Source organism: Microcoleus sp. K5-D4, assembly GCF_036704575.1.
Lineage (GTDB): Bacteria > Cyanobacteriota > Cyanobacteriia > Cyanobacteriales > Microcoleaceae > Microcoleus.
The window spans coordinates 1-12,281 of record NZ_JAUBSD010000133.1 but is presented as its reverse complement, the minus strand read 5'-3'; the positions used below and the strand labels follow the sequence as shown (position 1 = coordinate 12,281).

The window sequence follows — 12,281 nt, the reverse complement described above, 5'->3', positions numbered from 1 at the left end:
GATCGCCTGCTTGGTGTAACGATCAACTGACTGACGTAGCGATCTATCGCCTGACTCTTTTAAGATACAAGGGGCGGCTTTTACCAATAATTTCAGCCTAAGACCAATAATCTCGTAAACCCGCCCTCACCAAACTCAATATCAATCTTGGACGGTGTGGCCCGTAGCAACAACCGCCTGTGTAATAGACTCTTCAGAAGCTTGAGCTTCTACTGTAACAGTCTTAGCTGCGACATCCACATTGACAGTAGCATCGGAGTCAACTGTTTTGATGGCTTTGGTAATTGTATCAGCGCAGCCAGAACAGACGATCGAGGGAACGTTAAGTAGTATTGCCATAATTAAGCAAAATTTCGTAGATGACAGTATTATTTTTTATTTTAATCTAAATTCGTGAAACACGCGCTTTCCCGGATTTCGGCAGGGGTTTAAACCCCTGCCTCAAAGCTCAATTCGGTTAAAACCGACTGTAGAGTTTGACCTTAAAAGTTATAGATTATTTCTTACCCATATCACTTCAAACTTAATACCTCTGAAGGCACATTACTCTCGGGTATGCGGCGCCCAACGGCGGCGGCTACAGGCCGCAAACTCGCAACTAAATCTACCATATCTGGTAAAGAAAGAGCTTGCCGCGCGTCAGAAACCGATTTTTCTGGTTGCGGGTGACACTCAATAATTAATCCGTCTGCACCGCAAGCAACCGCTGCTTTGGCTAGTGGCGCGACTAATTCTCGCTTGCCGACGGCGTGAGAAGGGTCTACTATTACTGGCAAATGAGTTAACTGTTTCAGCGCTACGACTGCACCTAAATCTAATACGTTTCGGGTGTAATTGTCGAAGCTGCGAATGCCTCTTTCGCAGAGAACTACATGAGGATTTCCGTGGCTGAGAATGTATTCGGCGGCCATCACAAATTCTTCGATTGTGGCTGATAAGCCGCGTTTTAGTAAGACTGGTTTTCCGGCTTGACCGATCGCCTTTAGTAACTCGAAGTTTTGCATATTCCGACTGCCTAATTGCAGCATATCAGCATAGGTGACAACAGGATCGATTTGGGCGATCGACATTACCTCTGTCACGACGGGCAAACTGTAACGCCGGCTGACATCAGCTAAAATTTCCAGTCCCTCAATTCCCATCCCTTGGAAAGCATAGGGAGATGTGCGGGGTTTGTAGACTCCGCCTCGCAAAGCTTGCACGGAGGCGGCGGATAGTTGGCGGGCGACTGTTTCCATTTGTGCAGGACTTTCGACGGTACAGGGGCCGCCGATGATTAATAATTCTTGGCCGCCGACTGAGACTGTTTCTGAGAGTTTGACGATTGTTTGGTGTTCGGGATGAGATTTGGTTACCAGTTTGGCTTCTAACATGAGGGAATTCTCCTGGAAATTTAAGTGGGTGGTTGACAACAAAAAACCCGGCACTTTTAAGAGTTCCGGGTTGGTGCGAAAAGACAGCGCGACAATTTACCCAGAACTTTTGTTGGGCCAAAAATAAAAGCTGTAGTACCAGTTACTGAATAATGTCATTGCTGTTTTCGCTTGTAGTCGATTGGTTGTTGGGAAAAGAAGTAGAAAAAACAAAACCGCAGGTGTTAATCTGCGGTTCGCCCGGATGTTCACAGTGAATTACCAATTCACTCCGGGCGAACTTGGCTGTACCAAAAATAAAAATAGCTGTTGGCTGTGAACATAGCTGAAGTGCTGCGATTTGTGGATTAAACACAATACTATTGCACAAGCTAGCACAGGGAGACTGGGATGTCAAGCATTGCTTGTCAAATGTAGGAAAAGGGCAAGACCCATTGGTGTCATCGTCTTAAGCCGACTATCTGCGAGTCCGCGAGTCCGCCAGGGAATTCAACCCCTGCCGGACTATGGATTTTACCCTAAGTTGAAACCAATGGGCTTTGCGGTTTCCCTACTATGATGTTAATCCCAGCCGAAGTCTCGATCGCACAATTCGGCTAGTCTTTGGTTGTGCGATCGAAAATATGCTCTCAATTGCTCGTATACTGTCTCGCTGATGGGGGGATATTGGGTGGCGTTGTATTTTTCGTAGGTTTGTAGTTGGTGCGGCGGCAATTCTAGAAATTCTAAGACGCTGTTGTATGTGCTGAAGGGATTGGTATACAAGTCTTCGCTTTTGAGGATTAAAAGTTGTGATTTGGGAAAAAGTTTCATCCAGGCTGGGAGTTGATCCGCGTAAATGCCGCGCGTTAGATAACTGTGGTGTTGGTGTTCGTAACTGTAGTAGTTTGGGTTGGCTATGAGTTTTTCTATTTCGCCTTTGAGTCTTTCAGGTTCGGAGGCGATCGCACTTTCTAATGATAGGGATTCGTAGCCTATTTTGATATAGTAATAATAGTGGGATATTGCGCGTTCTACTGGGTTTCTCAGCAGGGCGATTATTTTAACTTTGGGAAATAAATCGTGGATTCGTTGCGGTACTTGGGGGTGACAGATGTAGTAGGGGCTGGCTTCTCCGGTTAGTAGATTTTCGCCTGTTTGGGGCTGGGGAAATTGGGCATAGTACCAGTCGGGGCTTTTGTCGAAGTTGAAGTCGAAGTAATGGATTTCTTTTTGGGCAGCGGGGGCGATTTGGGGATGTTGGATTAAGTAATTGTACAGAGAGGTTGTGCCGCCTTTTTGGGCGCCGATGATGATAAAGTCGGGGGCTTTGGGAGTTTGTTTCATGGGTGGCGGTGGTAGGTTTATATTTGGCAATTGTACTGACAGTGCGCCGGGGGTCAAATGGAAATTCGATCGCACTTTGACGCATGGCGGAAATTCGATCGCACTTTGACGCATTACGGAAATTCGATCGCCCAATTTAGATTTGATCCCGCTGACAGGCATAACCACTCGATCGGCCGCTCGTGATTGTGGATTCCGGTGGTTGAAAGCGCTAGCAACGCGAACACACCAACAAAGCCCGCCAGACAAGGACTGGGAAATACATCGGATACGATCCCGATCACTGTTTTTGGGTGATCGAATTCACTCTCGCTCTGGCGACTGACATTTCAATTTAACTAGATTAGAGTGGAGTTAGGAATATCTAATTCGTGCGGGGCAAATCTTTCGCGGAAAAATATACTATCGGCGGCGATTTTGGTTGCGGGTTTGTGGGTTTTATTTTTCAGCCCAAGTACAAATTTAAATTTGTGCAAGAGGCTGATATGCAAGTTGCAAAAAATGGGAACAATAAAGATGGGATTGTACTGTCGAGCAGTAACTACCAGCAATACCATCTCTGAAATTATTCAGGAAGGCGTCAATGTTTAAGAGCAAATTATCCAAAGTTATCGTATCCCTGCTGCGGCGGATTGCTGGTGTTACCAGATCCGGGGCCAAGCGGCTGATGAGAGCAATGCTGCAAACCCTGATGGCTATGGGCCGGAGGGCGAGACTGCCGGTGGCGGGGTTTGTGCTGCCGACGGTGACGATGGTGTTGCTGGTAGTGATATTGTTGACTGTGGCGATTACGCTGCGATCGTTTGATCGGGCGAATACGGCGCGTAACGTGCGTGTGAGCCAGCAGGTGCTGGCGGCTGCGACTCCCGCGCTCGATCGGGCAAAAGCGAAAATTGAATATATGCTGCGGGAAGACCCGCAAAGACCAACAGCGACTCCATCCGATGCAGAAATGTACCGGATTATGTCTTCATATCCCGCCAACCCAACTGCTGCCGACCCAGACTATTATACGTTCGCGGGTGAGGAACGCCTGGTACTCAGAGCCGATCTAAATAACAGCGGCCTTCCCGACCCTGCTCACGACCCAAAAGGCTCGCTTTTTAGCGCGCCCGGAGTAGAAAATGAAGCGCTAAATACTGCCTGGAGATATCCCGTCGATACCAATAACGACGGTATATTTGACACTTTTACTCTTTACGGAATCTACTTTCGTACCCCAAAAAGTACAAGAACCAGAAGGGAACTGGACGCCAGAACGCCGCCCATGCGGACAGGAACCATCAACCCAGCCTGTGCTCAAGGAGATGGTACGGTTGCAAGTTTGGTAGGGGACTCGGGTTGGGAAAGACTAAATGGCAGGTTCCAGAAAAGTTTCTTTGTATACACGGTTAACGTACCGATTACCCAGACGGAAGCTGGCACCTTGGGTGCCCAGTATCAAGCTTTCGCTGGAACCCCCAGCATATCGGCTCTCGAATACCAGCAAGACCAAAGCCGCATTCCCCTCAGCAACAATGCGGTTGTATATGAAGACGACTTAGAGATATCGCCTGGGCCTGCGTTGAATCTAAACGGGCGGATATTGACAAATAGTAATTTTTTGGTTACCGGCTTAAATGCACCAAATACCGTGCAACTATATCAAGTCAGTAGCAAGCAATCTTGTTTTTACGATCAAGAAAATAGCAGAATAATCGTAGGCGGTAATGTTGTTAACGGGTGGTCGGGTAACAATGCAGGGATAAATGCCGTGGGAGTACATCTTTTCAAAAGCCAGGCCGATCCAAACCAACCCAATACAAATGCGCCAACAATTAACAACGCCCCCAATCAATCTGTAAATGAAAACAGCCTTCAGGTACTGTACAATAACAACGCTTACTCCGAGCGGTTAGCTGCCCTAGTAGCCGGTCAAATGCAAGCAGATCTAACAGGTACTAACGACCCGGATTCTGTTCAACAAGCACAGCAGGCCCCCAAGAGTCAGAGTCGCGCTCAAGCATTACAAGATTATTTTAAAGAACGGCTGCGGAAAGTTACTTTTGCAGAAGCACCCCTCGCCAGCGCGGTCAACGGAAAGTATTTAGATCCGAATGTACCGAACACTTCCTACATAATTCAAGACGCAGGTAACAACAGTCTCAGACCCGCAAATAATACTTGGAGCCTTCCTACTAATGGAACTGCGACAGTAGGCGCTATCGCGGGATCGACGGGACTCAATATTAGACCCGCTCAGCTACCAGCCGAAGACCCCGAGCAGTTAAAACTTGCTGACAGCGAAAATTTCTTGGGCAATCGAGTCACGGTAGGCAACAACTTGCCAGCACAGCGGTGGGACACAACCACCAACCGTTTTCTCGGCGCTAATGTCCCGCAGCAAGTAGACGGCACCACTACATGGGCAAATAACGGCCCAGTTCGCACCCGCACACCGCAAGGAACGAAACTTGCTGACGTGGGAGCAACAGACCGCGGCAACGGTGTCGGCGAACTACCAGGCAACCCAAACTCTTTCAGCGACGGTTTCTGGGAAAAAAGCGCCGCTGAAAGACCGAGAACTCCCCTTGACGGTGTTGGTGGTCTGCGGGTAATTACCAGTGCAGGAGTATACGATCGCACTAATTCCTTCCTACCGCCACCTACCTGGATAGATGGTGCCGGTATATTGAGAAGGGGCCCCGCATCCATTGCTACCCCTCCCGTTGCCACCACCAATACTTACGACGACCCGGCAACTGCGGCTGTCGAACAGTACCGCGTCGTGTGGCCCGACTCGATGCCGATGTCACCGCTGGGCCCGGGTTCTCAAGTATGGAACAACGGTAATGTATCGGCAGGTCCTGTTGTTACTCCTGGAACAAATTGGGTAAACTGGAACCCTATTTGGTCGCCAGCGGTGGCAGCCCCAGCTTTGCCAGACGCCACTGCCCTGCCACCAGTAGAGCCAAATCCTAATTTTGTTGATGAAAGTGGAAACCCCGCCAATCGCAAATTTGCCAAAGGCGACTTGCGGATGCGGGCAACCGCAGTCTATCAGTACGCAAACGGCTTCGACCCAGTAGCACTAGCAGCAGCACCAGGAACTCAACCAACTCAAACCCCCTTGGCCTGTGTCAGCAGCTACTACGACCCTAGCAATGCTTCCACAGCCAGAAACATCTTGACGGGAGCGCTGCCGGATGTCAGCGGAGAGGGACAGTTCGCACCAGATCTCACAATACCCCAACCAGTTACCGCAGTACGGGGAACACGGCAGCTTTTTATCGGCTCTAACAACGGCCTCACCTACGGCCCCCCGAGATTGCAGTCGGCGGTTCCCGCTTCAATCCTGAACCCCGCTACAGGCTTGCTGGGCGGTGGAGACGCAATTTTGGAGGCCCAGGCAAACATGGTTTTTCCAGACGGTAGGTTTGCCAACGGGCCGTTGAGAACCGCCCTCCAAGTCCAGCCGCCAACCGCTCGCACGCTAGCACAACAAGCAGCTATTGACTCCACTAATTGTGCCCTACAAATACTTGACGGCTCGATCCTTCGTGCTCCTGGAGTGATTCCTGACGGGGCAATTCAAGAAGTAGCATTTTTGAACGGCAGAGAAGTCAAGGCGGTCGATCGCGATAACCCGAACACGATCGTCAACGAAACCTTTACTCTCAGCAGTCCCCTTCCTCAGCCTGTCAACGCCCAAGCAGCACAATTAACAGGCAATTACAACCAACCCCTAGAAGAACGACAACCCCTAGAAATTCGCGCCACTCAGCTTGACTTAAATCAACTTAGAAGGTCGCCCGCTCCAACAATTGCTAGTGGGCCAACCCCTGAATTTTTGCTGCCAAACAGCGGGATTATTTATGCTAGCCGGGATGACGCGCTGCCCGATCGCAGCTCTCGATCGAACAATCCAGTGACGGACAAAACACTCAGTCCTACAGACAACCTACTAGATCCAACCCGCAAACCTAACGGCATTGTCCTGATTAACGGTCAGGTGCTCTTTCGCGGTGGCGCCAACCCCACACAACCAGCGAATATAAATGCTGTAGTCCAAGAAAAAGGGCTGACCCTGGTATCGAATTTGCCGGCTTACATCAAAGGAAACTTTAACCTTCACGGCAACATCCCACCCGCTGCTCCGGGTGCTGCACCCGCTTTGGCGCCAGTGGAAGAGTTTACCCAGGTTGTGACAAACCCAACTTGGGCAAATTTTTACACCCGCACCCAGCTTAACTCTAACTTTGCCTGCCGTGCGGGCGATCCGAGGCTCCCGAACTGTACCGTGGGAGACTTTTGGAGACCGACAAATGTGCTAGCAGATGCAGTCACTCTCCTATCGCAAAATTACCGTTTTGGCTTCCGCAATGAGGGAGATTTTGACCTGAGAAATAATGCGGGCGCTGCTGCGGTATTGCCTCGCAGACAGCAAGGATTTTATAACAACAACTTTGTGACTAACGGACTTTCCAGCGGGGCGTTTTTAGCCAACGGAAATTTAGCTAGCCCAGGTGCGGCAGGGGTGCTGACAGACGCTACCTACGCGGCTCAAGCGAATCTAGCAGCTCTCCCACTTTCGAGTTCGTATTTCAACAACTTTGTCACCCCCGTCCAGCGGCGGTCAAATTTCCCAGAGTATGTAATGGAAGTTTGCACAAAACTGCCAGTTTCCCAGTGTACGGATGCGGACTGGTCTGTCGATCCGCTAACAACTGCAGCAGCAGGACCACGCGCGGCGGCAACAATCGCTGCGAATACGCCTTATGTGCGACCTAGTGATAACCTTGCTACTCCCTCTTTTCAAGCTGGATCGACGGTCGATCCCCCATTGCCACAATTGCAGCGATTCCCCCGTCGCGTAGCTTTTAACAGAGGTGTTAACCCACCACAGCCTGTGGCGATTACTGGTACACCTACAGCAGGAATTATCACACCAGGTGGTATCGGCCGTTTAAGAAATAACTCTCTGTGGTTTGCAGAGAATAATGGGGGTAATAATGCAATTTACAACCAGCCCAATCGTCTGTATCTGGTCAACATCGACGGTCTCCCGATCGGCAATAGAGACGGTAGCAGAGTACCTCTACCAACCTTCAACTCAGCAAGCACACCTATATTACCAAACGCAATACCCCCAGCGCCGTACAACGGGTCACAGCCGCTATTGATGCCATTTCCGCAGATACTGGGTGCAACAGCAGCACCTAATGGTGTGCAAGAAGGTACCAATGCTGCACAAAGCACAGGGTGGGTTTCCCACGCTCCTGCGGCTGGTACTACTTTCAATCTGATCGTTGGAGCGGGCGACACTCCTTCCAGGGCGCTAAACAATGCCTCGGGTGACTTTAACGGCGGTTTGCAAAACTTGCCCCGATTCTTAGAGGTTTGGAGTGGTATCACTCCAAACGCTGCTGCGACTACTAACATCCGAGGGTCTTTCTTCCAGCAAAACCGCAGCGCCTTTAGTACCGCACCCTATCAGCCAATTCTCCCCGCAGTATCTCCCGTCGCTCCCCACACAAGTCTATTCGCCCTATCATCTACTCCAGCGGCAGCGCCTACTCGTCTTGCAACTGCTACGCCAAATAATAATCCGGCCCTGTCACTAACTTTATACAACATACAAGGTCAGCGAATTCCATACTTCACCCCGCCAACCCGGAACTGGGGTTTTGACGTGGGCCTGCTATCTCAGCCACCTGACTTGTTTACTCAAAAGTTCACGACTCCTTCGACAAAGACTCAGCCTGCTGAGTATTTCCGGGAGGTAGGTCGCAATGACCCGTGGGTAACAACTTTGATGTGCGGCACTGTGGCTCCCGGTCAGCCGAATGCCAATCAAAATGCCACTTCCATTCGCAGTGGCTGCCCGACTTAACCCTCTAACTTTCTGCCGCGCAATTACGGGAGTCCTATTTATGACTAAGCGACAACAACAGCAAAATTTATCCCAGTCACGAGATGGTGGCTACACGATTATTGAGTCATTGGTAGCGATGATTGTAGTTTCGGTGCTGATGATTGCGATCGCCCCTGTGATGGCTTTCTCAGTAGCGACTCGCGTACAAGCGCGGCGGATGGAACTGGCCACCCAGGCGGCTACAGCTTACATCAACGCTCTGAGAGTGGGGGCGATTAAACCTCCAACTAATCCACAACCTACGATCGGTTTTCCTGCCCGAGATACGTCTGTTGGTACTGCTCCTGCTCCTGCCCCTGCTTCTACAAACCCTCAGAGTAATTTGTACTGCGTTAACTTGGATGAAACCGCAGGTTGTGCTGGCAGCAAAGAGTTTTTTGTTCAAGGTGTTTGGCGAAATCCAGCTAATACAACCACTGATCCGACACCAACAGGCTATGAGCTGACTGTGCGGGTTTACCGCGCGGATGGGTTTACCGGCTCTACCATGAAAACGGAACAGCAATCAGTCGCTAATTCCGGTCTGGGCAATCCTCAAGCGCCCTTGGTGGTAATGAAAACACAAATTCCCCCTACTACAGAAGGAGGTGCGTCCGCGCGTCAATCATTATGTTCTCGGCTTAACCCTAATGGAGCTATTAACCCCTCTGTTTGCCGATAATCAAAGCCCTCTTATCAAATCATCATCTCTCGCACCATTTGGCAAAGGAAGAAGTCAAAATGCAAACTTTACTCAGGTTGCTTCTAAAATGTCAGCACCGGCGAAACCGCTCTGGCCCAACTCAAACAGACAAGGGCATGACTCTGGTCGAGCTCTTAGTCGGAGCAATTATGGCATTTTTAATCATTACGCCGATGCTCGGTTTTGTAGTCGATATGCTGAATACTGACAGGAGGGAACAAGTAAAGTCAAACACCGAGCAAGACGTTCAGGCGGCACTTGATTTCATAGCCCAAGATTTGAGCCAAGCTATTTATATTTACGATAATAGGGCTATCAATGGGCCTCCCGGCCCCAACGAACAGCTTGTTGGACCCCAGCTTCCTCCAAATGCAAATGGAACACCAATTCTGGTATTTTGGAAGCGCAAGCAGATTAACGATGCTGTGTCTGTCGATACGAATCCAAATACTCGGGTACTGCCAAACAATTGCACCCAAAATACTTGCAATGATACGTACACTCGCTCCTTAGTTGCTTACTACCAGGTTAGAGAAAACAATCCTAATTCTATTTGGTGTCAACCAGCAGGAGGCCCTTGTCCCACACGCATTGAGCGCTATGAAATTAGCGAGGGCATCATGGAAAACCCAGCAGCAACGACTGCCGCAACTCGTTACTTTGACAATGCTGAGGCAAAAGATGGTCAAAGACATAGTGCAGCTTTTAATTTAGACTTTGACTGGAACAAGCCAACCGAGAACGTGACAAATCCAGCAGGATTTACAGATGCAAGTTTTACGGGGTCAAACCCTCAAGTGCTAGTTAATTATATAGACCAAAGTCCATTAGTAACAGCACCTCCAAACGACGAGTGCCAACGAGCTCTAGGCAATCCCAGAGCCCAAGTACCAGGGACAACGGGAACATCCCCAGTCTTAGACACAACTTTAAAAATATCCAACCCAGACAATACAAATAGCTTTTACGCTTGTGTTGATACATCTAAAAACATAGCTAGAGTTACCATCAGAGGAAATAGCCTGCGTCGCCTTCAAGCCAACGATACTGCTTACAACCCCAACAAATCGGCATATTTCCCCACAGCAAGCGTGCAAGTACAAGGTCTAGGCGCGCGAGGACAATAACTTATGTCTGAAACAGATTTCCGACTCGCGCCACTAGCAGATAAAACAGGAGAGTAAAATGAAAACCCCAATATTATTAAAAGTTTTGCAGATTTCTGCAACAAAAGCAAATCCTAATTACAAAAATACTGCATCCCAAAAGGGCGATCAGGGATTCACCCTTCTAGAAGTGCTGGTGATAGCGTTAATCATTGGTATATTAAGTTCGATCGCCGCTCCAAGCTGGGAGGCATTCATCAACAGACAAAGAGTTCGCACTGTGAACGATCGAGTTTTCCAATCATTACGACTTGCACAAAGCGAAGCAAAGCGAACTAAGAGCAGTGTCACAGTTACATTTGATACAACAACGGTCGATCCGCCAACAGTTACGTTTCTCCCGCCACTAGCTACGGGTGGTAGTACGCAGACGTTAGATGGTGGAGGCGAAATCAAGCCCGGTACTATTGCACTTACCGTTAATACACCTGCTGCTCCTACCACGCCTCCCAACTCGATCGTTTTTGATTACCAAGGCAATCTCACGGCAGGTATAACTCCATTTGTAGTCTCAGTTGCTCCTGTTGGCGGCGGTACAAAGCAGTGCGTAATTGTTGCAACTCTCCTAGGAGGAATGAGGACTGATGAAGGGACATTCAATCCTTCAACAGGACAGGGTTGCCCGTAGCCCCGCAGATATTTTTTAATCTCTAACAACAATTCCGAATAAGTGCAGAATTGCTAAAATCTATTAACTTAAATTATTTTATATTTCAAATCTAATGAAAACTGTCAAAATAGGCAGCTAAAACTAAAACAAATAATCATCCAGCCAGGAAACCAACTATTACTCAAAGATATAAGCTGGCCGATGTTTGAAACCCTACTAACAGAATTAGGATAAAGTCGCGCATCCCGACTTTCATACAGCAAAAGAAGATTAGAAATCATGGTTCCGCTAATGCAACACGAAATTACAAAAGTCCTGATAACTGCTTAACTAACCAAGCGATCGCCCCTTCAACATCCGCCACCTGCTCAACATCGCCAATCGGCGGCCGCTGCACCATCACCACCGGAATTCCCAGTTCCCTAGCCGCAACAATTTTCGCATAAGTAGCACCGCCCCCGCTGTTTTTACTAACAATTGTATCAATCTGATATTCTAATAGTAATTGACGCTCATCTTCCAAAGAAAAAGGCCCCCTTGCTAATAACAATTTACCATTAGGAATAGGAGTATTGAGTGCCGGAGGATCGATCGCCCGCATCAAAAACCAAATAGCATCCAAACCCGCAAAAGCAGCCAATTCCTGCCTACCAATCGTGAGAAACACCCGCTGAGACTGCCCTAATAAAGCCTTTGCAGCCTCCGAGTGGCCCGCAACCTCAATCCAGCGATCGCCCTCCACCCTCTCCCAAGCTGGACGCACCAGCATCAAATAGGGCACATTACATTTAGCAGCAGCAACAGCAGCATTGGCAGAAATCTGAGCCGCAAACGGATGAGTAGCATCGATTAAGAAGTCGATCGGGCGATCGAGCAAAAACGCCGCCAGCCCAGCCGCCCCACCAAACCCCCCAATTCGCACCGTACCCGTTTTTGGGGTAAAAGGCTGTTGAGTGCGTCCTGCTAGCGAAGATACCACCTCAATTTCAGCAATTTGAGACGCTCTTACCGCCAATTCAGCAGCATCCCCCGTCCCGCCCAAAATTAGCAAGCGTTTTTTCACCAAATTATCCCTAATACCAATTTAATGTGAAGTTGCACATATCTCGATCCCCCTAAATCCCCCTTAAGAAGGGCAGGGTAAGAGCATCTCAATTAGGCTTGACACAAGGACTCAGAAGAATCTAATGTAGGGTCAATAAAACAAGAA

General features: G+C 49.0%; 9 protein-coding genes. 4 read left to right on the top strand and 5 right to left on the bottom strand.

Going from position 1 to position 12,281, the window contains the following annotated elements:
* Window positions 1-141: 141 nt before the first annotated feature.
* From QUA77_RS27145 to QUA77_RS27130, 4 genes are all read right to left on the bottom strand, one after another.
* The gene (locus QUA77_RS27145) at window positions 142-339 is read right to left on the bottom strand and encodes a heavy-metal-associated domain-containing protein (RefSeq protein ID WP_333037087.1); all 198 of its coding nucleotides are present in this window, start codon (window positions 337-339) and stop codon (window positions 142-144) included.
* Between the two features lie 173 nt (window positions 340-512).
* Window positions 513-1,412 (bottom strand): 3-deoxy-7-phosphoheptulonate synthase, encoded by a 900-nt coding sequence (gene aroF, locus QUA77_RS27140; protein WP_333453671.1) that lies wholly within the window; start codon window positions 1,410-1,412, stop codon window positions 513-515.
* A gap of 103 nt (window positions 1,413-1,515) precedes the next feature.
* Complete coding sequence (locus QUA77_RS27135) at window positions 1,516-1,728, bottom strand: hypothetical protein (RefSeq protein WP_333183957.1); 213 nt, start codon at window positions 1,726-1,728, stop codon at window positions 1,516-1,518.
* 206 nt (window positions 1,729-1,934) lie between these two features.
* Entirely contained in the window at window positions 1,935-2,861 is a 927-nt protein-coding gene (locus QUA77_RS27130) for a sulfotransferase domain-containing protein (RefSeq protein ID WP_333453669.1), read from the bottom strand.
* Between the two features lie 421 nt (window positions 2,862-3,282).
* On the opposite strand from QUA77_RS27130, the gene hpsA reads away from it, so the two are divergent.
* From hpsA to QUA77_RS27110, 4 genes are read left to right on the top strand one after another with little or no spacing between them, the layout of a single operon-like run.
* Entirely contained in the window at window positions 3,283-8,571 is a 5,289-nt protein-coding gene (gene hpsA, locus QUA77_RS27125; protein ID WP_333453667.1) for a hormogonium polysaccharide biosynthesis protein HpsA, read from the top strand.
* Between the two features lie 40 nt (window positions 8,572-8,611).
* Window positions 8,612-9,274 (top strand): hormogonium polysaccharide secretion pseudopilin HpsB, encoded by a 663-nt coding sequence (gene hpsB, locus QUA77_RS27120; protein WP_333453665.1) that lies wholly within the window; start codon window positions 8,612-8,614, stop codon window positions 9,272-9,274.
* A gap of 59 nt (window positions 9,275-9,333) precedes the next feature.
* Window positions 9,334-10,422: a hormogonium polysaccharide secretion pseudopilin HpsC gene (hpsC, locus tag QUA77_RS27115; RefSeq protein WP_333453664.1), complete on the top strand. Its 1,089-nt coding sequence runs from the start codon at window positions 9,334-9,336 to the stop codon at window positions 10,420-10,422.
* 58 nt (window positions 10,423-10,480) lie between these two features.
* On the top strand, window positions 10,481-11,089 hold the full coding sequence (locus QUA77_RS27110) for a GspH/FimT family pseudopilin (RefSeq protein ID WP_333453662.1): 609 nt from the start codon (window positions 10,481-10,483) through the stop codon (window positions 11,087-11,089).
* A 286-nt stretch (window positions 11,090-11,375) separates the two neighbouring features.
* Here QUA77_RS27110 and QUA77_RS27105 read toward each other — a convergent pair whose 3' ends face one another.
* On the bottom strand, window positions 11,376-12,134 hold the full coding sequence (locus QUA77_RS27105; protein ID WP_333453660.1) for a cobalt-precorrin-6A reductase: 759 nt from the start codon (window positions 12,132-12,134) through the stop codon (window positions 11,376-11,378).
* Between the last annotated feature and the right edge of the window lie 147 nt (window positions 12,135-12,281).

Bases quoted from the DNA above. Each gene is read 5' to 3' on its own strand.
- QUA77_RS27145 (WP_333037087.1), bottom strand. From the start codon at position 339: ATGGCAATACTACTTAACGTTCCCTCGATCGTCTGTTCTGGCTGCGCT.
- QUA77_RS27110 (WP_333453662.1), top strand. From the start codon at position 10,481: ATGAAAACCCCAATATTATTAAAAGTTTTGCAGATTTCTGCAACAAAA.
- QUA77_RS27130 (WP_333453669.1), bottom strand. From the start codon at position 2,861: ATGCCTGTCAGCGGGATCAAATCTAAATTGGGCGATCGAATTTCCGTA.
- hpsA (WP_333453667.1), top strand. From the start codon at position 3,283: ATGTTTAAGAGCAAATTATCCAAAGTTATCGTATCCCTGCTGCGGCGG.
- hpsC (WP_333453664.1), top strand. From the start codon at position 9,334: ATGCAAACTTTACTCAGGTTGCTTCTAAAATGTCAGCACCGGCGAAAC.
- hpsB (WP_333453665.1), top strand. From the start codon at position 8,612: ATGACTAAGCGACAACAACAGCAAAATTTATCCCAGTCACGAGATGGT.